The sequence below is a fragment of the Streptomyces jumonjinensis genome (assembly GCF_009600885.1).
GTDB classification, from domain to species: Bacteria; Actinomycetota; Actinomycetes; order Streptomycetales; family Streptomycetaceae; genus Streptomyces; species Streptomyces jumonjinensis.
On record NZ_VCLA01000194.1, the window covers coordinates 63,023 to 88,040 of the forward strand.

24 protein-coding genes are annotated in these 25,018 nt (G+C 69.4%); 9 read left to right on the top strand and 15 right to left on the bottom strand.

The genetic code is table 11. The features are described 5' to 3' along the window. Window positions 1–956 precede the first annotated feature (956 nt). Window positions 957–2,291: a helix-turn-helix transcriptional regulator gene (locus FF041_RS32770; protein ID WP_153526119.1), complete on the top strand. Its 1,335-nt coding sequence runs from the start codon at window positions 957–959 to the stop codon at window positions 2,289–2,291. A 142-nt stretch (window positions 2,292–2,433) separates the two neighbouring features. On the opposite strand, the gene FF041_RS32775 is transcribed toward FF041_RS32770, so the two are convergent. The 14 genes from FF041_RS32775 to FF041_RS32840 all read right to left on the bottom strand — a co-directional run bounded on the left by FF041_RS32775 (window position 2,434) and on the right by FF041_RS32840 (window position 15,186). Beyond that, the gene (locus tag FF041_RS32775; RefSeq protein WP_153526120.1) at window positions 2,434–3,540 is read right to left on the bottom strand and encodes a hypothetical protein; all 1,107 of its coding nucleotides are present in this window, start codon (window positions 3,538–3,540) and stop codon (window positions 2,434–2,436) included. Between the two features lie 31 nt (window positions 3,541–3,571). Beyond that, on the bottom strand, window positions 3,572–4,435 hold the full coding sequence (locus tag FF041_RS32780; protein WP_153526121.1) for a thiopeptide-type bacteriocin biosynthesis protein: 864 nt from the start codon (window positions 4,433–4,435) through the stop codon (window positions 3,572–3,574). A 15-nt stretch (window positions 4,436–4,450) separates the two neighbouring features. Next, window positions 4,451–5,683: a lanthionine synthetase C family protein gene (locus FF041_RS32785; protein WP_323393385.1), complete on the bottom strand. Its 1,233-nt coding sequence runs from the start codon at window positions 5,681–5,683 to the stop codon at window positions 4,451–4,453. Further along, window positions 5,680–8,733: a lantibiotic dehydratase gene (locus tag FF041_RS32790; RefSeq protein ID WP_323393387.1), complete on the bottom strand. Its 3,054-nt coding sequence runs from the start codon at window positions 8,731–8,733 to the stop codon at window positions 5,680–5,682. Before FF041_RS32790 ends, FF041_RS32785 begins: the two co-directional genes overlap by 4 nt. A 78-nt stretch (window positions 8,734–8,811) precedes the next feature. Continuing rightward, window positions 8,812–9,006: an FxLD family lanthipeptide gene (locus tag FF041_RS40470; protein WP_323393389.1), complete on the bottom strand. Its 195-nt coding sequence runs from the start codon at window positions 9,004–9,006 to the stop codon at window positions 8,812–8,814. Window positions 9,007–9,078: 72 nt separating this feature from the next. Further along, window positions 9,079–10,299 carry a methyltransferase, FxLD system gene (fxlM, locus tag FF041_RS32800; RefSeq protein ID WP_323393391.1) on the bottom strand — a complete coding sequence of 407 codons (1,221 nt, stop codon included), beginning with the start codon at window positions 10,297–10,299 and terminating at the stop codon, window positions 9,079–9,081. Window positions 10,300–10,347: 48 nt separating this feature from the next. Further along, the gene (locus tag FF041_RS32805; RefSeq protein WP_153526124.1) at window positions 10,348–10,854 is read right to left on the bottom strand and encodes an NUDIX hydrolase; all 507 of its coding nucleotides are present in this window, start codon (window positions 10,852–10,854) and stop codon (window positions 10,348–10,350) included. 11 nt (window positions 10,855–10,865) lie between these two features. Continuing rightward, on the bottom strand, window positions 10,866–11,783 hold the full coding sequence (locus FF041_RS32810) for an endonuclease/exonuclease/phosphatase family protein (RefSeq protein WP_153526125.1): 918 nt from the start codon (window positions 11,781–11,783) through the stop codon (window positions 10,866–10,868). A gap of 108 nt (window positions 11,784–11,891) precedes the next feature. Further along, complete coding sequence (locus tag FF041_RS32815; RefSeq protein ID WP_153526126.1) at window positions 11,892–12,740, bottom strand: SAM-dependent methyltransferase; 849 nt, start codon at window positions 12,738–12,740, stop codon at window positions 11,892–11,894. Beyond that, the gene (locus FF041_RS32820) at window positions 12,737–13,333 is read right to left on the bottom strand and encodes a DUF6624 domain-containing protein (protein ID WP_153526127.1); all 597 of its coding nucleotides are present in this window, start codon (window positions 13,331–13,333) and stop codon (window positions 12,737–12,739) included. Before FF041_RS32820 ends, FF041_RS32815 begins: the two co-directional genes overlap by 4 nt. Beyond that, window positions 13,330–13,914 (bottom strand): hypothetical protein, encoded by a 585-nt coding sequence (locus tag FF041_RS32825; protein WP_228388798.1) that lies wholly within the window; start codon window positions 13,912–13,914, stop codon window positions 13,330–13,332. Before FF041_RS32825 ends, FF041_RS32820 begins: the two co-directional genes overlap by 4 nt. Continuing rightward, window positions 13,911–14,309, bottom strand: a complete 399-nt coding sequence (locus FF041_RS32830; protein ID WP_153526128.1) for a hypothetical protein — start codon at window positions 14,307–14,309, stop codon at window positions 13,911–13,913. Before FF041_RS32830 ends, FF041_RS32825 begins: the two co-directional genes overlap by 4 nt. Next, the gene (locus tag FF041_RS32835) at window positions 14,306–14,755 is read right to left on the bottom strand and encodes a DUF6415 family natural product biosynthesis protein (RefSeq protein WP_153526129.1); all 450 of its coding nucleotides are present in this window, start codon (window positions 14,753–14,755) and stop codon (window positions 14,306–14,308) included. Before FF041_RS32835 ends, FF041_RS32830 begins: the two co-directional genes overlap by 4 nt. Further along, window positions 14,752–15,186 (bottom strand): ATP-binding protein, encoded by a 435-nt coding sequence (locus tag FF041_RS32840; protein WP_153526130.1) that lies wholly within the window; start codon window positions 15,184–15,186, stop codon window positions 14,752–14,754. Before FF041_RS32840 ends, FF041_RS32835 begins: the two co-directional genes overlap by 4 nt. A gap of 517 nt (window positions 15,187–15,703) precedes the next feature. On the opposite strand from FF041_RS32840, the gene FF041_RS32850 reads away from it, so the two are divergent. The 4 genes from FF041_RS32850 to FF041_RS32865 all read left to right on the top strand — a co-directional run bounded on the left by FF041_RS32850 (window position 15,704) and on the right by FF041_RS32865 (window position 19,303). Beyond that, entirely contained in the window at window positions 15,704–16,609 is a 906-nt protein-coding gene (locus FF041_RS32850) for a helix-turn-helix domain-containing protein (protein ID WP_153526200.1), read from the top strand. A 9-nt stretch (window positions 16,610–16,618) separates the two neighbouring features. Beyond that, window positions 16,619–16,822: a DUF397 domain-containing protein gene (locus FF041_RS32855; RefSeq protein ID WP_323393394.1), complete on the top strand. Its 204-nt coding sequence runs from the start codon at window positions 16,619–16,621 to the stop codon at window positions 16,820–16,822. Between the two features lie 205 nt (window positions 16,823–17,027). After that, window positions 17,028–18,410, top strand: coding sequence for a helix-turn-helix domain-containing protein (locus FF041_RS32860; RefSeq protein WP_153526131.1), 1,383 nt, complete (start codon window positions 17,028–17,030; stop codon window positions 18,408–18,410). Beyond that, window positions 18,407–19,303, top strand: a complete 897-nt coding sequence (locus FF041_RS32865) for a phosphotransferase family protein (protein WP_153526132.1) — start codon at window positions 18,407–18,409, stop codon at window positions 19,301–19,303. Before FF041_RS32860 ends, FF041_RS32865 begins: the two co-directional genes overlap by 4 nt. A gap of 74 nt (window positions 19,304–19,377) precedes the next feature. Here the strand turns inward: FF041_RS32865 and FF041_RS32870 are convergent, their stop codons facing one another. Next, complete coding sequence (locus tag FF041_RS32870) at window positions 19,378–19,647, bottom strand: integrase (RefSeq protein ID WP_153526133.1); 270 nt, start codon at window positions 19,645–19,647, stop codon at window positions 19,378–19,380. An 89-nt stretch (window positions 19,648–19,736) separates the two neighbouring features. Here FF041_RS32870 and FF041_RS32875 point away from each other — a divergent pair, with 89 nt between their 5' ends. The 4 genes from FF041_RS32875 to FF041_RS32890 all read left to right on the top strand — a co-directional run bounded on the left by FF041_RS32875 (window position 19,737) and on the right by FF041_RS32890 (window position 24,956). Continuing rightward, on the top strand, window positions 19,737–20,381 hold the full coding sequence (locus FF041_RS32875) for a helix-turn-helix domain-containing protein (protein ID WP_153526134.1): 645 nt from the start codon (window positions 19,737–19,739) through the stop codon (window positions 20,379–20,381). Continuing rightward, the gene (locus tag FF041_RS32880) at window positions 20,378–22,021 is read left to right on the top strand and encodes a tyrosine-type recombinase/integrase (protein WP_153526135.1); all 1,644 of its coding nucleotides are present in this window, start codon (window positions 20,378–20,380) and stop codon (window positions 22,019–22,021) included. The genes FF041_RS32875 and FF041_RS32880 overlap by 4 nt, the downstream gene beginning before the upstream one ends. Before the next feature lie 128 nt (window positions 22,022–22,149). Beyond that, entirely contained in the window at window positions 22,150–22,719 is a 570-nt protein-coding gene (locus tag FF041_RS32885; protein WP_153526136.1) for a hypothetical protein, read from the top strand. Between the two features lie 254 nt (window positions 22,720–22,973). Further along, on the top strand, window positions 22,974–24,956 hold the full coding sequence (locus FF041_RS32890; RefSeq protein WP_153526137.1) for a hypothetical protein: 1,983 nt from the start codon (window positions 22,974–22,976) through the stop codon (window positions 24,954–24,956). Window positions 24,957–25,018 lie beyond the last annotated feature (62 nt).

Consider the following 25,018-nt stretch of genomic DNA (forward strand, 5'->3'; position numbering starts at 1 on the left):
CCGTTTCCGTTTCCCCGGCTTGTGGCGGTGGGTCGTTCACCCTCATCCCCCCCTCTTCTCATTTGTTCTGCCCGGCCGTCGCTGCCGGGAACAACAACATATGCACACCCCGCCCAACACTCCAGCGCACAGAGGGTGTTCGGGCGCATCGACACCAACACGACATCTATGCCTGGAAGGTGCTTCCGAGCAGGCGTTCCAGCCGGGGTTGCGGACACGCGCCGGGCCTTCCGGGAAGCCTCGTTCGCCGCGAAGTGCGGAACTGGTCCGGGTCCCCCCGCGACCGTGTCAGCGGAAGGGGCCCGACGGCGGCCCGGTGCGCGAGTAGGCGCCGGGCCGGGCTGTGGCCAGCGCCAGCACGGCCGGGCAGGGGGCCGGCGGTCGCGCCCAGGGGACGACGCCACGCCTCATCTCTCTCGCCCTCCCGGTCCGCTGACTGCCCCGCTGATCACCGGGCCCTTTGGATTTAAACGGCGGTTCATCCCCCCGTCAACGCCCCATAAGCCGGGTACAGATGCACAGCGCAGGGAAAAAACAGACAGCATCCCGAACCTGCCGGTAACTCCAATTCCCTTTACTGTCGGCCTATTTATCCACGCAGCGTGGAACCAAATGCCAAGATCGTCAATCTGGCGACGCCGGAGACGCGGGGTGCGTGCACAGAAAAATGGGCGTGCTCAAAAACCTGAGCACGCCCGCGAATAAGTCATACCAATGTCCGGTTCGCCCTGCAATCAACAAGATCGCCACTCGGCCAAAGCTGAACATTGGTTCAATGTCGAACAACACCAGAGATGAGGCGCCTGGTCAATTCCCCCACCGCCCATTTCAAGATCGCTTTGCAGATCCTTTACTCTGTTACTGACACGTAGGGCGGGGCACCACAAGTGCTCCCGCCCTTTTCCGTGCGCCCGGACACCCCCGGGCCCGCATCCCCCACACCCCTGGAGGAACCCATGGTCGACGGCGCCCTCGCGCCCTGCCCGGACACCAGCTCCGAGCCGCTGTCCCCAGGACAGCTCCTCGGGCACCCCGGCCTACTGCGTGCCTGGCGCGCGGTCGCCGGGGAGAAGCTGGGACTGGGCGGACCTCTGTCACAGGCGGAGGTCGCGGAGGCCATCGGCCGCAGCCGGGGCTGGTACCAGAACCTGGAGAACGGCGCCCGCCCCAAGACGGACCGCGCGGTCCTCGACGCCCTGGCGAAGACCCTGCTCCTGGGCCGCGACGAACACCAGGCACTGGTCCTCGCCCTCCTCGACGGCGCCCTGACCACGATCCCGGACTCGTTCGGCAGCGCGACCGTGCGGCGCGATCTCCAGATGCTGCTGGACCAGCAGCTTCCGAACCCGGCCTATCTGACCGACCGGGTGTGGAACATCATCGGCTACAACGCCGCCATGGCCGCCCTGTGGCCCTGGGTGCGGGAACCGGGCGCGAACCTCATCCGCTGGGCCATGCTCAGCCACGAGGCCCGCTTCCAGTACGTCGACTGGCAGCACCACGCCGCCGAGTACGTCAAGCTGCTCCGGTACGCCAGCACCCGCTACCCGCACGACACCGACCTGTCGAAGCTGATCACCGACGTGAAGGCCGACCCCGTCTGCGGCCGGTTCTGGGACACCGATGTCGCGGCCGTCTCCGAGTCCCGCGACGGCCACCTCTTCAAGATGGCCCTGCCCTCCATGGACTACCAGCCCATCGAGGTCATCTCACACGTCCTCTTCCCCGCCTCCCTCCCCGGGGCCCGTGCCACCGTGATCACCTGGGCGGGAACCGACGAGGACACCGCCCAGGGTGCCGTGAGCGGGCAACCGACCGACCGCACACAGGAACGCCCCTCCGTGCTCTGGCCCGGCCTGCCCTTCGCCGCTGCGGAGCCCACCGCGAGCCCCCGCCTCACCGCCACCCCCGCCGAGGCCGTCGAACTGGCCGGCCCCCGGGCTGTGCCCCTGCCGCTGCTCGGCACCCTGCTCGGCGGAGACGACTGCCACCTCGTCCTGGCCCCGGACACCGGAAGCGTCATCCGTACCACTCGCCACCAGGACGGCGAGTGGTACTTCTCCGAGACCTCCGCCGCCGACCTCCTTCGAGAACTCCGGCCGACGGAGTTCACCGGCGGCACCCTGGTCGAGTACAAGCTCGTCCTCCGGGCCTCTCTTCCCAGTGATCCCTTCGATGCGTCTCGCGCCTGCGACACTCAGCTCCGAGAGGCACGGATCCGCGCGGAGACATTGGCCGGGATCCAAGACGAGCTGGCCCATTCTTGGAACACACTGGTGCCGCTGACGTAGGGGCCCGCCCCTCACGAAGGCTGGACTGCTTGCCGGATGGACTCTCAACGGGCCCGTCGGCGGCGAGCTGACGCGGGCGGAGACCGCCGTCGGGTCCGAAGGAGGGAACACCAGGCGGCGGGGTACCAATGCACCAGGGTTTTTACCGGCGTTGGCGGACAGGGACAGTCCTTCGGATCGTACGGTCGCTCGTACCCGCCGCCGCCATGAGCAGTTCGCGTAACTCGTCGGGAAGCCTTCCAGCCCCGAGGGCGCACGCGTCCAGGATCTCTCGGCAGTCCCTTTGCTGTCCTTCGGTGACGAGGGCGTTGAAGAGGGGATGCCGCAGATTCTCAAGGGCGGCGTATCCGTCGTTCTGCTTGGTCGCCCGGCGGTGCAGTTCAATTGCGACGCGACGGGCGGTGGCGGTGTCGGCCCCGATGACGTCCAAGATCGTCAGCCCGAGACGGCTGCTGAAGACGGCCGTGCCGGGGTTGGGCTCCAGGCTTTTGTACATGCCCACCAGGCTTTCCACATCGAGGTCAGCGGTTTGCTGGGCGGCTCGATGGCATAGCGCGGTGAGGCATGCCGTCACGACTTGTTCCCAGGGTTCGCCGGGTGTGGTGCCGTGGAGGAGGTCAGCGGCGTGGGCTGGGTCGTCCGTGGTGAGCGCGGCGAGGACGGCGACTTGCCGTCCGTCGAGCATCCGCTTGCCCACGCCACGGTGTTCCTCGATATGGGTGAGCGCGTCGTTCCATCGGCCTTGGGCGGTGAGGGCCCGTGCTCCGTCGGCGAGGAGGACCGTCCACAGCCAGGTCCGGACTTTGCGGCGGTCCTCCGTCGTCGCGGTCAGGCGGGCGGGGACGGCGATGCTGCCGATCTGTGCGTCCGTGTTCGTGCTGACGGCTTCGTACAGCGTGAGGAGGTGTTGTCGGGCGGTGTCTCCGTTCCCGGCGCGGATGTGGAGGCGGGCGAGGTTGACGACGGGTTCGAGTGCCCGGATGGCGCTCTGTCCGGGGAGCGGACAGGCACGGAGGTAGGCGTCGGCGTGCCGATGGCACAGGTCTCTGGCGAGGGTGGGGAGGCCGAGGTCGGAGGCGAGGAGGGCCGACTGGTTGTAGACGGCTGAGGCTCGCGTCGGATCGTTCTGCCGTGCCGCTGTCCGGGCGAGGTCGAGCAGTGCGTGGACGCGTTCGGTGAGCGGCGGGCAGGCAGGGCGAGGCCGGGCGACGAGTGGGAAGCGCTGAGCGATGGGGTCGTTCGGGTGCATGGATCCCCTGTGGGTGAGCGGGTCGACGCCGTCAGCGGCGAGACTGGGCGGGGTCGGGAGCGCCGGCGCTCGTGGTCGCCGGGGAAGCCTTGTCGTAGGTGGTGGGATTGGGCCCGAAGACCACGTCCTTGGCGGTGGCGGCGAGAGCGGCCTGTGTGGCGTAGGGCAGGCCGAGACGGTTCCAGGCGAAGATCACGTGGTGGGCGAGGACGTCGCGGAGTCCGCGGTGGAGGGCTCCGGCGGCGGTGAGGCTGCTCAGCTCGTGTCCGGCGGTGGTGTAGGCACGGGCCCACTCCCTGGTGCGGGCCAGGAGTGCGTTCTCGCAGGTCTGGAAATCCGCGTCCACGGTGATCAGCCGTTGCACGGCGGTGCGCTGCCGGGCGGTGCTCCGCCGGCCGACCGGAAGGGGGCGGTGGGCGGCAACGCGTGCCCAGACATCGCCCTGCTCGTACCAGTCCAGGTCGGCGGCGCGCATCAGGGCGCTGCACAGCAGGAGGGATATCTCCCGCCGGTGTCCGCCGGCGGCTTGGTCCCCGTCGCGGAGATAGGTGAGCAGTCCGCGGCTGTCATGGTGGAAGAAGCGGTGGGCCGTTTCCATGGCTTCTGTTCCGCCGAAGGCGTGGATCTCGGGTTCGTAGACGATGGGAGTCCAGCCGGTGATGTGGCCGGCAGTGGTCAGCACGTCCAGTAACCGGCCGATCTGCGAGCCGGCATCGGTGGACGGCAGGTAGCGGAGGCGCCAGCACGGGCGTTTGCGGATGTGGAACCACGCGGTGATCGCGCCGTCGTCCTCGGCGGCGAACACGGTCGGGGCGAGGTGCTTGAGGGCCGTGTGCTCGGCACGGGTCCAGTCGGGGAAGGAGATGTTCACCTGCTGCCACGTGGGGCTGTCCATGTCGTCTCCAGGGGTTCAGGCCAGGGCGAGGAAGGTGTCCCAGTGCGGGGCGGAGGTGGTTCCAGTGCCGACGGTGTGCAGGGCCAGGGCCGCTCCAGCGGTGCCGTCGAGGAGTTCGGGGGCCCGGTCGGACCGGTTGAGCGCGGCCGTCAGCCGGTCGGTCATCTGCGGCAGCTCCGCCGCGATGGCCGGGTTTCCGGTTAGGTCGGCCATCCGCCACGCGGCGTGGAGCAGGCCGGCGGTTCCGTGGCACAGCCCGATTTCGGGAACCTGGTCCAGTTGGGCCGGGTCGTGCAGAGCGGCGAGCATCGCGTTCTCGGCGGCGCGGACGCGGGCGGGCTCGCCCAGTGCGAGACCGGCGAGTTGTTGGGCGCGGGCGGTGCCCGCCACGCCGTAGCACCAGGAGGGCCGGGGACGGAGAGCCGATTCGATGCGCCCACCGGCCGCTTGGCCAGCCGTGATGAACCCCGGCCACCACGGTTCGGTGTCGTCGCCCTGCCGCCATCGGTCGGTCCAGGCACAGATCCGACCGGCGGCGTCGGCCAGCCCGGGAACGTCGGCACCGCGCAGGAGCGCCAGCGAGAGCACGGACAGGGTCGCGCCGATGCCGTGGGCCAGTCCGAAATTCCCGTGGCCCCCGGGGAAGTCCGGGGTCGGCTCGCCGCTGGGAGAGACGTCGGTCCACCACGAGGGCAGGGCGTCGTCCCAGTCCGGGAGGGGTTCGGTCAGCCGTACGAGATAGGCGAGCGTGTCGGCGGTGATCTCGTGGTCCGGGTGGCGGGCGAGGTGGTGTGCGGCGAACCCGGTGAGCCCGCGGATCAGGTCGAACTCCTTCATCACGGGGCGGTCGCCACGGTCGATACGGGCGTGGGACTCGGCCAGACGGCGCCGGGTGATCGAGATGGTGGCGGCGTCCAGCTTCTCCAGCGCCTTGCGGTAGCGGCCGGTCGAGCCTGCGGCAGTGTGCAGGACGAACGCGAGGGCCGGGGCGCCGAGGTAGAGGCCCGCGTTGGCAGCAGCGGTGAGGTCGTCGGAGGCTGCCCGGGAGATCCAGGTGCGTGCGGTGTCCCAGTCGCCGTGCCCGGTGCGGGCCCGTACGACATGAAGCAGGGCGATGCCCGCCGCGCCACCGGCCAGGGACTGCGGCCAGGCCCGGCCGCTGCTGGCTTCAGGCCCGGCGAGGCGCGGGTCGGCCAGTTCGGTGGCGAGGGCGTCGGCGGCGGTGAGCGCCTTCGATATCGGTCTCACGAGCGGGTCCTTCCTCGTGCGGTCCAGCTCAGCGCGGCGGCGCGGGCGAGGTGCAGGCACTGGCCTTCGGCGTCGAGGTCGATCCCGGCGACGCGGGTGTGGTGCAGGTGCAGCAGTTCGGGCAGGAGGACGTTCACGTGGGCCGTGTCTGTGGTGTCGAGTACGGCCCGGTAGTCGGCCAGGGTGTCGCGCCGCCGAGTCCAAGCGGCGGCGATCCGCTCGCCACCCGGCTGCCGGGCCAGGGCGCCGTGGTCGTACGGATTACCCAGGCTCACCGCCTCTTCATAGACGTCGCGGGCGGGGGAAGTGCTGGTGGTGTGGGCGTGGTCGATCAGCCAGGCCATCGCGTCGGCGGGGTTTCCGATCAGGCCGATCGTGAGGTCGAGCATGCTGGCGGCGGTGACGGCTTGGGCGGCGGGGCCGCCGTTAGCCGCACTGGACGCGATCTGCGCGGCGGCGGCCTCGGAGTCCGCCGCGAAGAACGCCTCGGCGGCGTCGATCGCCGTGGCACCGCCGAAGCGGGCGGTCTCGGGGAAGTCGGTGTCCCACCGCACCCGGGAGAGCAGCCCGGCCCGGCGCAGTGCACGGGTCCAGCCGCCGATCACGGCGGGGGCGTCGGCAGCATGGCCGACCGGTACGACGAGGCGGAGCCGCAGATGCTCGTCAGGGTCGCGGTAGGGCAGAAACCACCACCGTGTCGTGCCGCCGAGTCCCGCGAGCAGTTCGGACAGTCGGCGCAGGATGTCGCCGTGGCGTTCGGGACGGGCGTAGAGCTTGACGAGGAACCGCCCGTCGCAGCCGGGAAGATGACCGTGTTCGTCCACCGTGCCCGGCTCGCCGTCCAGCCACCACGGTGGTCTCCGTCCCCGGCCGGTCCGGGCGAGAGGGATGACCAGCTCGTGGGGGCGCCCGCCGATCCACCCCGCGTCCGGGGCCGCCTCCGCGCGGAGCACGGCAGTGCCCGAACGCTGCACCTGCGCGCGCAGCAGCACCCGGTGCGCGGGCTCGTCCAGGTCAAGGCGGAGGCGCTGGTCGCCGTCGCCCGCGTACACCGTGCTCGGGACGGCGACCTGCTCCCGCCACGCGACCAGGGACTCGTCCCACTGGGGCTGGTCCGTATCGCGGGCGGCGAGGTCGGCGGTGGTGAGCAGCCACCGGGCCGGGGACAGGATCGTGCGGCCGTAGCGCAGCGCGGGGAGGAACGGCAGCGCCGTCGCGGCTCCCCAGTCGAAGACCGCGCACGGGGCGCTCATCGCGTGGGTGGCCTCGGTCAGGAACCTGACCAGCGGGTGGGTGCGGTGGACCGGCTCCACCGCGTTGAGGGTCACGAACTCCAGCGGGCACCGCCGGGACCGTGAGACCAGGTAGAGGCGGTGGACGTCGGCGGTCACCGCGATGTCGTCCAGGAGCACCTGCTCCCCGGTGTGATCGTGGCACTCGCCCAGGGCGAGGATCGCGGGCATCATCGCCGGGACGCGGGCGACGTTCTCCGTGGCCGCGTGGAGCGGGGGCGCGGATATCTGTACGGGCAGGGCACCGTCGGTCGCGTTCGCCGCCGTCGCGTACGCCTTCGCCATCCGGTCGCGGTCTTCGGCGTCGAGGAGGTGGAGGAATCGTCCGGTCACCGTCCCGGTGGTACGAGACACCCCGGTGACCGCGAGCGTGAACTCCCCGTCCTTGAGGGCATCGGGGCTGGGGGCGTTGACGCGGGCGATCAGCTCCGTCGTCGGCTGGACAGCGGTGTCGGGGCCCATCGTCGTGAGGGCGGTGATCACGGCGTCGTCCACCGCGATCTCGTGCTGACGGCGCAGGGCGGCGTTCTGCGCGAGCACGAGCAGTTTCCCGTCCCGCTCGGTCAGCGGGGCGCTCGCCGGGGCGGACGGTCCGCCGAGGAACCCGGCCGGGTAGCCGATGCCGGCGTCGCCGTCCACCGCGTCCAGGACCGGAACCACGGCGCGCGGGCCGTACCGTTCCAGGAAGCGGCCGTGCCAGCTTGACCAGCCGCTGCTGAGGAACGGGTGCCGGGCCAGCCGTACGAGTGCCGTCGCGGCCCGCGCCGCTTCGTCGGCGACCGCGGTCGGGACCGTCGCCTCCCCGTCGATCCGCAGGTCGATGCCGAGCACCGGCCCGGAGCCGGGGGCGAGTTTCCGCATCTCGGCGGTGAGCCGGTCACGGTGTTCTCCGCCCTCGGGAGACGCGGTGTGGGGCCGGTCCAGAGCGTGGGTGAAGGACCGGAGCTGCGCGACGGTGGCGGTGACCGGCTGGATGTTCTCCGCTTCAGCCGCGTCGAGGGCGTTCAGAAGGTGGTTCAGCGGATTCGTCGTGGTGATCGGGGCGCGGAGGTTCGTGACCAGGAAGCGCTGGGCGGTCAGATCCGCCAGCAGTTTGCCGATGACCTCAGCGGGCACGCGGGGGAAGTCGCCGGCCAACTTGGCAACGAGGTCCGCGACCCGGATGGGGTGGCGGGCCGCGCCCAGGGCCAAGGTGACGGGCGGGGTGGCACGGACCTGCACGCGGACCGGGGCGCCGCCCGAGCTGCCGGTGCCCCGGTGGTCGAGCACCAGGTGCCCGCCCTTCTCGGCCACCAGCGCATGGGTCTGCACCCTCAGGTGGGGTAGCAGGGCGCGATCTGCTTCCAACTGTTCAATCACCGTGGCCAGCCGCACGGCATCGGGCCTGCCGACGGCCCGGTGCCCGGAACCGATGCGCACGGTCACCGTGTCGGCTAAGCGCACGGGTGCCACCCCGGCGAAGAAGCCGAACGGGGTGGCCCGGCTCGACGCCCGCAGCAGATACCGCAGGACGGCGAACGTCGCCTTTCGTACGGCGCGTTCGGGCAGGTTCTGTTCATCGCGGATGTCCCGGACACGGCGGGCCAGCACAGGACTGGCCTGTTCCAGAGCGTCCGCGAAGCCGGGTATCCGGAGGGTTCGCTCCAGCCACGCCCGCCAGGATTCCGCGTCTCCGCCAGGGTCGGGCCACGGCTGGACGAGATCGTCCGGAGCCCAGGCCCCGGCCCGCAGTAGCAGGGCATCGACGTGCGCGTACACCGGCAACTCCCCTTCGTGGAGCGCGGTGCCCGGCCGGCCGAAGCTGGCCGGGCACCGCAGTTCAGTCCTTCGGGCCTGCTACGGGCAGGTGGTCGAGCAGGCGGACTGGCAGGTCACACCGCAGCCGTCGTCGGTCATCCGGATGAGCCGGTCGGCCGACGGGCCGGACTCCACGATCGAGACATCCAGGTCCCAGTTCTCGAAGCTCTCCTCCTCGCCCGCGTTCTGCGGGTGCGGCGCTATCGCCGCGTCTTCGATCTGCTGTACGGACACAACAACCTCCCTGATAGTTGGGTGGTGCGAATGCCCCGTGCCCCCGTGACGATGCCGCAGGGGCCGGGGAGCCTATGTCCAGGAGAAGGCGACGGTTCCGAGCCGCTTCGCCACAACCCCCTGGGACGGTTCAGCCGTGCCGGCGGGCATCGGCCGGTACGCGATCCGGGCCGCGCCGCGCCGCTGGTGGTCCGACGCCCATCGGCGCAGCAGCTCGACGTAGCGGGCGGCGACCTCTTCGGCGTCGGGACCGTGGGCGAGGACGCCGCTCTCGAAGCCGCCGGTCTCTTCATTCGGCCGCTTCGTGCGGTAGGCGAAGCTCCCCCCGCTGACCAGCGCCGGGACGCCGCGCGTCACCGACAGCGCGAGGAGGCCCTGATCGACCAGGTCCTTGCTGCCGTGGAGCATCACCATCTCCGGCGTGTTCGTCGCCAGGAACAGTTCCAGCTCGTCCGGCAGGTCGAAGGCCGCGCCGGACCACACCTCAAGCCGGGGCGAGCGCACGGCGGCGGCGAGGGCGTCGATGTCGAAGTCCTGCTTCTGGTCATCGACCCGCAGCGCGAGGCCCTCGGTGACGTGGACGAGCCGCTCGGTGTACGCGCTGGCCCCCTGCATGGGCACGAAGCCGCACAGGCGGTAGCTGTCGCTGACCAGCTCCGCTTCCGGGCCGCTGGTCCGGTCGAACGCGATCGACCTGGTGAGCCCGCGCATCCGGAGCGGGACGACGATCCGGCCGCGCTCGGAGAGCTGGTCCAGCCACGCCGACGGGATGTCCCAGGCCCCGGCGGTCACGATGATCCGGTCGAACGGCGCCAGCCCCGGCACCCCGGCGACGGCGTCCGCCTGCACGACCTCGACCTGCTCGTACCCCGCCGCGTCCAGGCACTTCCGGGCGCGCTCGACGATCTCCGCGTCGATGTCCACCGAGATCGACGCACCGTTCTTGCCGACGAGTTCGGCGATCAGCGCGGCGTTGTAGCCGCCGGAGCCGACTTCGAGGACCCGCATGCCGGGTTCGATCCCGGCCTGCTCCAGCATCACCGCCTGAATGTGCGTGGCCGACAGCGAGCTGAGGGCCGTTCCGTCCTCATCCCGCTTGATCACCAGGGCCTGGTTGGCGGCGTACGCGGCCTTCAGCGGCTCACCGACGGCGAACAGATGCCGGGGCACAACGGCCACCGCGCCAGCGACGGAGTCAGAGGTGATCGCCCCCAGATCGCGCAGCTCACGCACCATGGCCGCCCGCAACGAGGCCGCTTGCTCATCAATGTTCTTGTCTCGTACCGTAGTCACTTCGTCACCCTACCGATCGTGATTCGTGGTCCTGCCCCATTGCCGGAATCACCGCGGCTCCCCAGGAGACCGCCCCCGAACCGGCCCGTTCTTGGGCGTCGAGCCGCCCGGCGCGGCTGCCTGTTCCGGATGGCCGGTGGTGGTGCACAGGTACTGCTGAACAGGCAGAAAGAGCCCGTCAGGGATGTAGTGGAATACGTCGCGGACAGGCACCCAGTTGATGTCCGCGACTTCGTCGGGGGCCGCGCGGTGGGCGGTGCCGGACCGGATCGCGCAGGCGAAGTAGAGGATGCGGACGCCGGTCGCCGGGTGGATTCGCTCTCTCAGCTGTTCCGTGACGGCGACGGCGAGGCCGGTCTCCTCCTTCACCTCCCGTACGACAGCTTCCTCGGGGGATTCGCCCTGCTTGACCTTTCCGGCCGGGAACTGCCAGGTGAGCGATCCTTCGGGCACGGCCCGTTTGACGAGCAGGAGGCGTCCGTTCTGAAGGATCACGCCGGCCGCGACCGTAGTCGTCGGGTGGGTGCCGGGCATTGGCTGGTACGGATGTTCCATCTCTGTCCGCCTCACCTGGCGAAGGAAGGGGAGCCGACCGGCTGCCGGTTGAGGATGTCCGCGAGGAGGTCACCATCCAGGGTGAGCCGAAGGACGTGGTGATCCGACATCACCAGAGGCACCGGGATGACGTCCACGTCGGTGACGGCGGGCAGCAGCTCGGCGGTGACGTACACGCGGTCGATCCGGGCTTCAGGGCCGTGCGTCTCGCAGGCGTCCACCGTGGGGGCGATGGCGTCGGCGCTTCCCCCTGGCCGGTCGGCGTGGTGCTGGGCGACGTCGTGGAGTCCTGCGGTGTAGAGGACTTCGTCCGGACGGGTGTCCATGCGCCGTCCGTCCGGTGAGTGGTAGGAGCGGTTGGCCCGGTGCGGTTCGTCGCGGATGGCGTCCAGGGCCGGGAGTGCGGGCTCGTCCAGTCCGCTGGGCTCGGGGTAGCTGTTGGTGTCCCCGCCGAGGAGCGCCGGGATGCGTACGGTCTCGCCGCCCGGGGTCGTCCACCGTTTGTCGGCCCAGGTGGTGAGCCACTCCGCCTCTGCCAGCCGGGTCGTGCCGGAGGCGTAGTTGAGGTGGAACGAGCCGACCACCAGGGGCAGGGCGTTCCAGCCGGCGGGCAGGTAGCGCATCGTGAGTGCGGTCGGCGGCAGCACCCACATGGGGCCGGTCTGGGGCCATTCCCGTACGGTGCGGAACACTTTCTGGTCGGCGAAGACGGCGGTGCAGGAGCGGGGGCCGAGCCAGCCCCGCATCCCGAGGACGTCCTCCAGCTCGTACATGACCGCGGCACCGTCGTCGTCCGCGCCGGGCATCTCCTGGCGGAGCACGAGAGCGGGGTTGTCCAGGGCGAGGAGTTCGTGGGCCTTCTGCCGCAGGGCCGGGTCCTGTTTGCCGTTCTGTTCCAGGTTCCAGCAGTGCACTGTGAGCGTGGACAATCCAGTTCCTTACGGGTCGAGAGAGTGAGGATGAGTGCCGCCCGAGGGCCCGGGACCTGCGTCAGCCGGGGCCCGGGGCGGCGGTTCGAGAGGCGCGGACGGCTGCCGTCAGCGGCGGCTGTGGTCGGTCTTGACCGTGATGCCGGCGAACGCCGGGGCGTCGGAGGCGCGGGCGGGGTACGGGTTGAAGTGGCGGACGTTCGAGCCGTGGGCGGACCACTGGCTCACGGGCGCGAGCCCGGCGCCGAGGTGGGTGAAATCGCCGAAGAAGGCGTTGACCTCGGCGCGGCTGCGCGGGCGGACGGCGATGCCGTGGCGCTCGTAGACGGAGACGACCTCGGGCACCTGGCCGGGGTTGAGGTCGGGGGTGAGGTGGGTGATCGACAAGGTGCTGCCCACCGGCAGCCAGGCCCGAAGGGCGGCCATCGCGTCCGTGATCGCGGTGCCGTCCGTGTTCCACGGGAGCACGTCGTGCACCGTGACCGCGATCGGCTGCGAGAGGTCGAACGCCCCGGTCACCTCCGGCGAGGCGAGCAGCCGTTCCATGTCCAGCAGGTCGGCGGCCACCACGGTCGTCCTGTACGGCGGGCCGGGGTCGAGCCGGGTCTTCGCGTGGGCGAGAACGCCGGGGTCGCGGTCGGTGTAGACGACGGGGCAGCCCTCGGGCACGAGCTGGTGGAGGTCGGGTCGGTTCGGCAGGCCGCAGCCGAGGTCGAGGAACTGCCGGACACCGAGGCGGAGCACGGTCTCGGTGGCCACCTCGGTGAACCAGCGGTTCGTCCGGGCGGCGAGCATCACCCAGGCCGCGACCATGTAGAGGTCGAGGGCCGTGTCCCGGTCGCACTGGTACATCTCGGTCCCGCCGAGCAGCACCTCGTACACCCTGGGGGCCCGGGCACGGGAGAAGTGGTCGGGACCCAGCTGCTCCAGCTCCACCGGGCAGGGAGTCGTCGTCATGCCGTCACCCCCGCCAGCTCCGCGACGAGATCGGGTAACCCGTGTCCGGGGGCCGGTTCGGTTTGCGGAGCCCACCCGAGACGGCGCCGCAGGGTGCTCCGTGCCTGCGCGTACGGCGGCAGACCTACCGTGGCACGGCGCAGATCGAGCTGCTCGGGGTCCTGGACAGGCGCCGGCTCCGGACCGCCCTGGCCCATGCGGTACTGGGTGCCGTAGAGCTGGCGGTCCCCCGCGTTGACCGCGCACCGGTCGTGGAGGTGCGCCCACTGCTGCGCAGTCGCCTCCCCCCGTTCGACGGCGCCGACCAGCAGTTTCAGCGCCAGGCGCTGGAAGTCGGCCATCGGGTCGGCGTGCAGGGCGATCTCCCACGCGGCGAAGACCGCCGCCCCGCCGACCAGGGTCGGGGTGGGCCAGCCGTGTTCCGCGACGATCCGCCGTAAGACCTGGGAGTTGGTGTAATCGAGGTGCCGCGCCTGTCCGGCCTCAGCGGCAGGAAGCTGGGACCGGAAGAGCTGGTGGCGGTGCCGGCGGGCCGTGGCAGCCCGGTGCAGGAGATCCCTGGCGATGAACGGCTGATCGAGCGGCGGAATCATCGGCTGCCCCCGTACTCCAGGGCACGCAGCAGCCGGCGGGCGGCCTTGAGGGGGATGGGGCCCGTGGAAATGACGGGCGTCTTCCCGCAGCGGAGGCATTCGGGGTGGAACAGCAGGTCGAGGAACGTGATCCCCGTAGCACTGCGAAACGCCTCGTGGAGGCGTGCGACGACCTTCTCCGCCTCCGGCCAGTCGTCCAGATCCAAGGCCGACCGCGACTCCTGCGGAGGCGCTCCCAGAAGTTGAGCCAGGCGCTCCGAAGTCGGCACGGTGAGATCACCGAGCACTATCTCCCGGTGTATCAGCCCCAAGCCGGGAGTCTCCAGATCATGGGCGGCCAGCGCCCGACGCAGCCCGTCCACCGTTTCGTACGCGCGCTTCATGCCCGTGCGCAGCAGACCCGTCAGCTGAACGACCGTTTCCTCATTGACGGTGCCCAGCTCGACCCTGGCCTTCGGGTCATCGACGCTGGGACTGACCGCGAGGAGCAGACCCGCTTCCCGGCACACCGTGTCCAAGTCCCTGATCGCCCCGGGAAGGGACGACTCGCCTGGGCGAGGGTGGGAGGCGTATACGTTCACGCGGTGCTCCAGGTGGTGCCGGGGTGAGAGACGGGGGACGTGTGCGAAGGCGCAGGAGGTGGGAGGCATCCCGTGTCCGCGAGCGGGAGGACGGTGACCGGGTAGACGGTCCACCTCAGCCGTCCGTCCCCGGGCGTCGCGGTCGTGAAGGTGTAGGGCTGGCCCTGGCGGAGCGCGATCACCGCAGCGTCAGCAGCCGGATGGTCGCCCAGCCATCCCCAGACCGTGTGGAAGTCCTCCCGGCCCAGGAGCGGTGCGACCGTACGCACGGAGTCGCGCACCCACTGGACGGCTTCCCCGGAGGCTGTGGTGGTGCCGCCGGACAGCGGGGTCCGGACGGTCCCCGGGGCAGCTTCGTCAAGGTGACACCAGTACGTACGCGGGAGTTCCTTCACTTCGACCCCTCGCTTTCCGGGTCGCCGGCGCGGTCGAGGAGGTCGCTGACGAGCGAGGCCAGGAGACGCGCGTGCGACTCGGTCGGCATGAATCCCTCCTTGCCTCCTTCGGCGTCGAGCCGGACCGCCGCCTTGACGAGCTGACGGAGGACGTCGTCCGGACGGCCCTTCGTGTCGTGCAGCGCACCGGTCACCAGCGGCCAGAGGCAAGCACGGAGACTGCGGACAAGGTTCCTGGTCTCCTCCGGGGACAGCGCCTCAGCGCCCCAGCCGAGAATCCGTTCCAGAACGTCCTCCACGCCCTCCTCGATGAAGGACTTCCGCAAGCTGCTGGTCAGCTTCAACAGGAGATCCTGGGAGGCGGGCCGCGCGGGCTCGACCCGCCGTGCCCCAGCCGCCGCGTCCCGCACGGGCAGGTCATCGAGGGCCGTGGGCACGGCTGTCATGCCGACCGCCGGGAGTTGTCCGTGGGGAGGGGGAGGGAACACCACTTCGTCCCTCCGTCTTCGCTCACACCCCACGCCTCGGCCATGGCGGCGATCAGGAACAGCCCACGCCCGCTCTCGTCGTCGTCCCCGGCCTGGCGGGGAACAGGGACGACCTGGCTTCCGTCGGTAACCTCGACGAGCAGTTCACAGGGATGGTGCTCGACCGACAGCGAGACCGGGCCCCCGCCGGCATGCTGGATCGCGTTGGTGACCAGCTCGGAGACGACCAGCGTCGCGGCGTCGGTCAAGTCGTCCAGGCCCCAGTGGCAGAGGTTGGCGTAGGTGATCCGCCGCATCTGCCGGACGCGGTACTCGGCGGGGGCGAAGCCCACGGTGAAGCTGTGAAGTGCGGCCGAACGATTCGCCGCAGGGGGGAGCCCTTTCGTCATGAGCGTTCTCCCAGCAGGTGGGCGTGAGGACGAATCAGGCGAGCGGGTGCAGATTTCAGGACCGATACGGCGCATCGGGGAAACGGTGCACGTCCTGGGGAGCCGATCACCTCGCCGGCTGCGAAGTGGTGCCACTCGAACTCGTCGGCATGGCAACCGGTTGAAGGACGCGGCGGAGAGACAACAGCCGCTGCAACAGCCCTTCGCAGGGTCACGGCGGCCCCCTCAGGGTAAGCAGCGGAGCCGGTCAAGGAATCCATCGCGAACGTCCTCGTCGTGGGAGCGACACACCTCACATCACGATCACCCGGAGTTTCGGATCAACTGCCTCCGGTAGTGATCGGGTTGGAGTATGGCATCGGGATCTCTCTCCCTGTAACGCTCACACTGGAAGTGTCCGCATGGCCGTTCCGTGAATATGCCGGGCCCGCCCACCCGGTTGTTCCGCCGTGTAACTTCCTTGTGGCTGCCGTAGGCCAGCGGCAACACTTGCTGCACTCACCAAGGGAGCATGGCCATGACGAGACCGCCCAAGGAGACTCCTCAGAGCAGGCCGGCCGAGGAGGACGAGCCGACAGCTCGGCGGCGACAGCTCGGTTTCAGGTTGCTGGCGCTGCGAGAGCAGCGAGGCATGACCGCCGAGCGTGCCGGAGAACTCGCCGGTCTCTCGAAGGCAACGGTGAGCAGGTATGAGCGGGCCAAGGGGAACGTTCGCTGGGGCCACGTCGAAATGCTCTGCCGCGCCTACGAAGCCCCGGCCGAGGAGCGGGAAGCCCTGGTCGACCTGGCGAAAAACTCCAAGGTCAAAGATGGCTGGTGGGTGCCCTACGCGGGCAAGCTGGCTCAACCTATGCGGCTGTTGATCGCCGTGGAGGACGAGGCCACCCGGATCAGCCAGCACACGGTGGGTGTGATCCCGGGGCTGCTGCAGACCATGGAGTACGCCAGAGCGATCAAGGCGACCCCAGGACACGAATTGTCCGACGAGGCCCTCGACGAGTACCTGTTCATGAGGAGACGGCGCCAGCAGATCCTCGATCGCGCCAGCCCGCCCCGATATCAGGTGGTGCTGGACGAGGCCGTAATCCGGCGTTCAGTGGGTGGCCCAGACGTCATGTCCGCCCAGCTCAGCTACCTGCTGGAGCGAGGGCACGAACCCAACATCACCATCCAGGTTCTGCCCTTCTCGGCTGGCATCTGCACCGCCGCAGTCAACAGCTTCATCGTGTATGGCGGCTCCGATCCGTCCTTGGACGTCACCTTTGTCGAGAACCAGGTCGGCACTCTGGTCCTTGAAGAGGATCAGGCCCGTAAGGAGTTCGCCAGCGCCATAGCGTTCCTGCGCCACGAGGCGCTGGATCCTGTCTCCTCGGCTGCCATGATCGCCGAGGCCAGCAAGTCCCACCTGCGACACCGGAACTGAGGAAGATCAGTGGAACAGCCCAAGCCCCAGTGGTTCAAGAGCAGCTACAGCGCCTCACCCCAGAACGAGTGCGTCGAGTGCGCGACAAACGTGCCAGAGGTCGTCCTCGTCCGGGACTCCAAGGTCCCCGGGGGCCCCATGGTCGGCATCGCTCGTGGTCCATGGGCCTCCTTCACTTCTGCGGTACGCACAGGCGCGCTCCACCCGCGCTGACGTTGACCGCCTGAACGCTCGTAGCCCGGCCCGGCCGCCTGGAACCCCGGACCGGGCTTCGTCGGCCGGGTGTCGAGCCGGCCCCATCGGTTGGCCGTGAAGGTCTGGCGGGCAGTACCAGAACCGGGAAGTGTGGAATCGTTCGGCGATGCGGACAAGGTGAAGCTCAGGATGTTGTCCGCATCAGGTCGCTCGGAGGCACGCAATGCCACAGAAGCCGAAACGGCTGGATGATCTGAAGTCCACGCGCGATTGGTGGGGCGTAGAGCTTCGCAACTGGAGACGGGTGCGGAAGCTGTCGTCAAGGCAGTTGGGCGAGCTGGTCAACCTCAGCGGTACGACCATCGAACGCATCGAGAAGAACGAGCGCCCGTGCGACACCGCCCTGGCTGGCCGGCTTGACGAGGTACTCGACGCCGGCGGTGCCTTACGTCGGCTGTGGAGCCGAGTGGAAGCGGACAAGTGCCGTGCTGATGCGGACAACTCCGGCTGCACAGAATCGGTGGACGGCGTCGAGCTGAGGGTCCCGGGCATCCTGGAGTCGGACCGATCGACCCGTCTGGATGGAGTGCCTCCCGTGGAACGCCGTGCCTTCGCCATGAGCGGTGCAGCCGCTCTGATTCCGATTCCCTTCACCAGCCTGATCCCGAAGGCTGGCCAGAGCCCCCCTCCCAAAACTGTCCACGCCGAAGACATCGAACAGGTGGATGCTGCCGCCACGACCCTCGCCGGATGGGACAACTTGCACGGTGGCGGCGGCATGGTCCGGGAGGCATCTGTCGGCCACCTGAACTGGGCGAGGAATCTGCTCAGCGTGAAATGCCCGCCTGCCCTGGAGAAGAACCTGTTCACAGCGGTCGGGCGGCTGGCCATCACGATCGGAGCCTCGGCGTTCGATGCCTACGAACACGACAACGCTCGTCGGCTGGTGACCTTTGGCGTGCACTGCGCGGAGGCCGCCGACAACTGGCACCTTCGGGCGCGGGCCCTCAACGTACTGGCTCGCCAGGACATCTGGCTCGGATCCCCGAACACCGGTCTGACCCATGCAGAGAACGGGCTGGTGCGCGCTGACCGGCTCACCCCCCGTGAGCAGGCCATGCTGCACAACGCGAGAGCGCGTGCCTGGGCGAAGATGGAGAAGCGGCAGGAAGCGCTGGCCGCCATCGGCCGGTCCGACGACGCGTTCAGCCGGGCACGGCCGGGGGAGGACGTCGTCTGGATGTCGTTCTACGATCACGCTCAGCACTACGGCGACACCGGTCACGCGCTGTTCGACATCGCCCTCCTGCCCGGACAGAGCCCCCGGGAGGCAGCGGAGCGATTGCGGACCGCGGTCAATGGTCATACCAACGCGTACGTGCGCTCCCGGGCGTTCTCCGGCACGAAGCTGGCGACGCTCATGATGTCGACCGGGGATCCTCACGAGGCTGTGGCCACCGCGAACCGGGCGCTCAACGAGGTCGGGAGGCTCCGCTCCAAGCGGGCAGCCGATGATGTCCGGGCGCTCTCGCTGGCGTCGGCACGGCACAGGTCCCCAGAGGTGATCGAGCTGCGCAGGCGTATCGGGGCTGTTGTCCGGGCATGAGACCCGACTCCACTTCCCACGACGCACCGTTCGAGGTCTTGCGGCAGGTCACCTTGACCGCCGGGTTGTCCTCCAACGGGGCGGTGCCGATACGCCTCGCCGAGAACGACCTCTGGCGTCTTCCGGAAGGCATCGTGCTGCGTATCGCCCGTGCGGGCCAGTCCGCTGCGGCAGCCCGCGAAGTAGCGGTCACACGATGGCTCGCCACCCAGAAGGTGCCGGCCGTACGCCCCCTGGACCTGGAACAACCTGTGCATGCCGCCGGGCGTGCAGCGACATTCTGGGAAGAACTGCCACCCCACCAGAGCGGAACGCCGGCCGACCTGGCACCGCTCCTCCGCCGCCTGCACGACCTTCCCCCACCCAGCACCGTTCCGCTCGGCCTGATGGACCCATTCGTGCGGGTCGCCGAACGGATCGCCGCAGCGCGCTGCATAGGAGGAGACGACCGGCGGTTCCTCACTGCCCGTCTCGGCGAACTCCAGCACGCATGGGTGGGGCTCCCAGCCGGACAGGCTCCGTGCGTGATCCACGGCGATGCCTGGGGCGGAAATTGTGCCGTCACGGAAGACGGCCGACGGTACCTTCTGGACTTTGAGCGGGTGTCCTTGGGGATGCGGGAGTGGGATCTCACCTCGACCGCGATCGCGGTGGACACGTTCGGCACACTCTCCGAAGAAGAGTACCGCCGGTTCTGTACCGCGTACGGGTACGACGTCCGGTCGTGGGACGGATACCCGGTCATGCGAGCGGTGAGGGAACTTCGTCTGGTGACCTTCGCCCTTCAGACCGCCGACCAGAACTCGGGCGCGCTCCAGCAAGCACGGTACCGGCTCGCCTGTGTCCGGGGGCGCCGGGGCCCCCGGCCCTGGCGCTGGGAGGCGGTGGGATAACCGGACAGGGGCCGGCTTGAGCGGCCGGGCCAAGTGACGGCTCCTGTTACAGGGTGACCCCTGAACCTGGGCCATCACGACGACGCCCCCTGCACGCACCACTCGGCCGGTCCGGCAGCCAGCTCTGGCGTGACGCCGAGGAGCCGGTGGAGGTCGGCGGTGACGACGCGGTAGGCGTTGCCGAGTCGGAGGACCGTGACCGGGTAGTCGCCCTGCTTGGCGAGGGCGTAGCCGGTGCTGCGGCCGATGGTGAGGGCCTTGTTCGCGGTGTCGAGATCGACCGCCACGGGGAGGGCGAGCAGCTCCTCACGGGTCATCCCTCGGACAGTGCCCTGTGCAGCCATGATGTGTTCCGATCACCAGAATTGCCCTGACGGCAGAATCTGTATCACGGATGTTGCAGCCACACCTTTCCCGTGCGTAACTTGCATGCATGACAACGAACGATTGGGCACCCGCGTTCACCGCCCGGGTGGCCTCGCAGATGCGCCGGGCGCGGAAGGCCGCCAGCCTCACCGTCGCCGATGCGTCCGCGGCATGTACCGACCTGGGTCTGCCGGTCCCGAAGACCACGATCACCAACCTCGAACTCGGCCGACGCACCTCGGTGGATCTCGGGGAGTTCCTGGTCCTGGCCAAGGTGTACGGAGTCCCTCCCGTCACCCTCATGTTCCCACTGGACGCCGAAGGCATGGTGGAGGTCCTCCCCGGCCAGGAAGTCCCGACCTGGGACGGGCTGGCGTGGTTCACCGGCGAGACCCGGCTCGACCAGCCCGCCCCGGAGGGCTCCTCCCGCGAGGTCCTCGACCTCTTCCGCGCCCACAGCGACGCCGTCGCCACCGCACTCACCTCTGCCCGCATGGCGAAGGAGCGCCGCCGCAAGGCCGCCCTCGCCACCGACGCCGGACGCAGGGATGTGCTCCTGGAGACTGTCGCCTCGTACGAGGAGCTGGCCCGGGAGGACCGGCGCGAGCTGCACGCCTTCCGTGAGCGGATGCGCGAGCGCGACCTGGTCCCGCCCGGCCTTCCGCCGGAGGTGGCCGTCATCGACAAGTCCTCTGGGGAGGGCCGGGTTTGAGTACGAAGACCGCCCAGGGCGGCACGGCCACGCGGCGCTGCTCCTGCCGGAATCCCGAGACGGGGAAGAACTGGGGCAGTACATGCCCGAAGCTGTCCAACCGGCGGCACGGAACCTGGTCGATCCGGCACGAGCTGGTCAACCGACCGGATGGGACCCGCCGGGAGTTCCGGCGCTCCGGCTTCGCGTCCTCGACCGACGCGACCAAGGAACTCGCCAAGGTCCGGGCCCTGCTCGCCATCCCCGACGAGGACGACCCCGAGGGCCTCCTCGCCGTCAGCGACATGCTGGAGCAGTGCGCTGCGGGCAAGGATGTCCTCCCGGACTACGACACAACGCGGGAGCGGCTGAAGGCTGGGCAGCCCCTCAACGCGCGGACGCTCGTCGCCGAGTGGCTCGATGAGTGGCTCGGCGGCAAGAAGAGCCTGCGCGTCGGCGGCTACAAGCGGTACGAGGTCGACATCCGCGTCCACCTCAAGCCACACCTGGGCGAGATACGCCTCGACAAGCTCACGGTCCAGCACCTGAACCGGATGTTCGACGCGATCAACGAGCGGAACATCGAGATCCAGGAGCAGAACACCCAGCGCCGGGCCGCCCTCGCCGAGCTGAAGGAGATCCCCTGGAAGGGGGCCGAGAACCGCGCCCGGCGCAATGCGATGAAGGCCGCCATCGCCGAGATGCCGCCCTTCCGCCGAGGCACCAGTGTCAACACCCAGCACCACATCCGCGACACCCTGCGAGCCGCGCTCAACGTCGCCATCGGCCAGCGCATCCTGCCCTCCGGCTACAACGCCGCCGAGCACGTCGAACTACTGCCCGGCACCAAGCCCAAGGCCCTGCTCTGGACCGACGAACGGATCGCCGAGTGGAAGCGCACCGGCGTGCGCCCCTCCCCGGTCATGGTCTGGACCCCGGAGCAGCTCGGAACCTTCCTCGACCACATTCTGGGCCACCGTCTGGAGGCGATGTGGCGGCTACTCGCCTTCCGGGGCGTCCGGCGAGGTGAAGGCTGCGCCCCGCGCTGGACGGACTTCTCGGCGAAGAATCGTTCCCTCACCATCGCCACCCAACTCGTCCAGGATGGCTGGGACGTCCACGAGGGCCTGCCGAAGACCAACAGCGGCATCCGGGTCGTCGCCCTCGACACGGAGACCGTCGAGAGCGTCGAGGCCCGGCGGGTGATCCAGGACGCTGAGAAGGCCAAGTGGGGCACTGCCTGGCAGGACACCGGCCGGATCTTCACCGAAGAGGACGGCTCCCTGCTGCACCCCGGGAAGATCTCGGACCTCTTCGACCGCCTCGTCGCCGAGGCCGGCCTCCCACCCATCCGTCTGCACGACCTCCGCCATGGTGCCGCGACCCTGATGCTCGCGGCCGACGTGGACATCAAGGTCGTCTCCGAGACCCTCGGCCACAGCGACACCCGCATCACCCGGGACATCTACCAGTCCGTCCTCGATGACCTCGCCCGCGAAGCCGCCGAAGCCGTGGTCAAGCTCGTCCCCCGGGCACCCAGCGCAATCCGCTCGGTCATCGGACAGCGAGCGGCACGTGCCGCTACCGCGATCGGAGCTTCGCTTCGCTGTAGCTGCGAGTGCTCCTGCGGAGCAGGTGCGCAGGGCAAATCGCCTGCCTAGTCCACAGCAGCGGACATAGCCGGGCCCGTCAAACGGGCCCGGCTTTCGTCCGCCAGGCGAGAGCCGTAGCCGAAGCAAACGCCCTCACGGTAAAGGCCCAGCGCGAGCAGGCAGAGCCATATGTCATCGTGGACATTCGCCCCCGGATCCCGGGGTCCTCGCTGCTGGTACTGGTCGTTGAAAACATCGGCCAGACCCCTGCGCGTGACGTACGCATCACTGTGGATCCCCCGCTGGAGACAACCTTGGGGGCGGAGAGAGCTGCGATCCTCGCACGCGCGGTCGGCCGTCCGATTGCCACCCTGCCGCCGAAGCGGCGACTCCCCTTCGTGATGGACGTGAGTCACCGCCTTTACAACTCGGATCTTCCGTTGGTCTACGAGTTCAGGATTGAGGCAGTTGGCCCGTTTGGCCCGATCGAGCCCCTCGTCTACACCGTGGATCTCGAAGCCCTCAAGGAATCAGCCCTTGACACCGACTCCCCAGAGTGGAGCGCGCACTTGATTGCCGGGCACCTCGAAAAGAGCGCGGCAGCCCACAAGAGTCAATCCCAGTCGATCAAGCTTCTTACTCAGCAGCTTCAGGTGGTGATGCAGCAGCAGGCCACCCGGGATGAATCGCCCACCGGCTCAACCGGTGAACCCGACTCCGCTCTGTTGCAGGTTCCCACGCAGCCTCTGGGCGACGGGTTCCAGTAGTTCCCGCCGAAAAAACAACGCTAAGCCCGCGAGGCTTCTTCTGATTTGGGGTGATCTCGGTGATCACGGGACGGTTTCCGGCCGCCTGTGAATGTTCGGCTGCATGAGGTGACGGCGGGTCCTACGGTGAGCGGAGGGCTCGCGCCGCGGCGGCGGGCTTCGCGGGGGTCCCGGGTTCACGCCGGGTTCGCCTCGCGGTGCCCGGTTCCCGGTGTGGGGCCGTGTCATGCCGGTGACCACGGTCGGGAGGCCGCATGTCCACGTTTCTCACACCGGACGAACGGGTCGCGCGGCTGCGCGAGCAGTTGTCCGGCACCGGAGCCGGTTCGCGCGAGGGCCGGCGATTACGGCAGAGCCCGGCGGCGAACGTGCTGATCGGGACTCTCCTGCACGGTGCGGCGCGCCGCGAGCAGGGCCTGGAACTCACGCCGCTGGAGAAGCGGCTGACCGACCAGTTCGCCTTCCTGTTCGGCCAGGAGACCCTGGCCGAGTTCGGCCGGGTCTACGCCGAGCCCGCCTCCCGCGCGGGCGCGGACTCCCTGTTCCCCCCGCTGATCACGCGGCGGTCCCTCAGGGAGGGCGTCGGCGTCGAGGACGTGCGGGCACTGCTGCCCGCGATCGACGCCGAGGTCGCGGACCTGCCCACCGTGCGCCGGGTCACGGTCGAGGACCTGGGCCGGGGGGTCCTCACCGGTGAGGAGAACGTGGTGGTGGTCACCGGGGCGCCGGTGAAGGGCACCGAGTTCGAGGTCGACGACGTCTACGAGGCGCGGGTGCGGTTCGTGAAGTTCCGGTGCGACCGCGAGTCCGGGGAGGAGGGCAGGGACGAGATCTACTGGATGTCGGCGGCGGCCGGTGACACCAAGGCGCAGATCGTCGTCCTGTCTCCCGAGTACGGCGGCATCTCCACGGGGACCGTGCGCGATTTCGGGACGGACGCGTACCTGTTCAAGGGCGCGGCCGAGAAGTTCATGGCCGGGAACATCCAGGTCTGGGAGGCCGACCACAGCAGCCCCAATGAGGTCCGCCAGGTCCTTGCCGACATCGCCCGCACCTTCGCCGAGGCCGCGCTGGAGGAAGGCCCCACCTGGGAGGCGGTGTTCCTGGCGCTGGTGGCGGCGGCCTCGGCCCTGGTCAACTGGATCATGTCCCTGAACAAGGACGACTTCGTCGCCGAGAAGACCGTCGCCTACACCCGCGCCGCCCTGGCCCGTATGGCGGCCACCAACGGCGGACGCTCCGACCTGGTCTTCGACGGCGGCGGCGGGGGCAAGCACACCCTGACCATCGAGGTCTCCTTCGGCCCGGTCATCGCCACCGGGCTCAGCCACTCCATCTTCTACAACGACACGTGGTCCACCCCGGTGAAGATCCCCCACCTGGTGTCCGCGAGCCGCCCCTCCATGACCACCCTGCGCGAGCGCCTGGACTCGGACGTGGAGATCAAGGACAAGTGGGTCGACACCCTCTACGTGGCCTACAAGGACTCCTCCCACATCATCCAGCTGACCCACTACGACGGCGAACACTGGGCCAAACCCCTCGCCGTCCGCGACGACGCCGGCGCGGTCGTCCGCGCCAACAGCACGGTGAACATCGGCACCCACAACGGCCAACTGTTCCTGACCTGGGTCAGCAGCTACCGCTTCACCGCCCGTATCGACCCCCGCACGGCGCGGCTCGTGGGCCCTGTGCGAGAAGGCTACGTCGGGTACAGCCAGGAATGCGCCTTCATCACGGTCAACGGGGCGATGACCATGGTCTGGATCGACAACAGATGGATCAGAATCAGCCACATGAACCCCGACAACACGCAGGGCTGGTACGACCTCGTCACCTACCGCGAGGTCAACGCCTTGGGCAGCCCGGCCGCGGTGGTGTTCAAGGGCAGGATCTGGGTGTTCTACCCCGACAGAGTCCCCGACGGTAACGCCCCCAACAGTTACAAGGTCGTGAGCTGCTCCCTCGCCGGGACGGACTGGCGGCCCCAGCAGGACCACATCGTGCGGGACCACAGGGGCACCATGCCGCCCCACGGCGCCGTCGCCGCCTACGGAGTGCACGACTTCCCCCGGGAACGCATCTTCCTCTCCGGCCACTCTCCCCAGGCCGGGTACCTCTCGACCCACTTCTTCGACGAGAACGGCTCCCTGGGCTACGACGCCCCCCGGGGAAGCGCCCTGCACGGAATCGCCCTCGCCTGGAACGCCGGCACCCTCCACCGACTCCACTGGTGAAACCCCCGTGCCCTGGTCCCGGCGTACGGCCGGGACCAGGGGCACGGGCAGGAGGGGCAGTG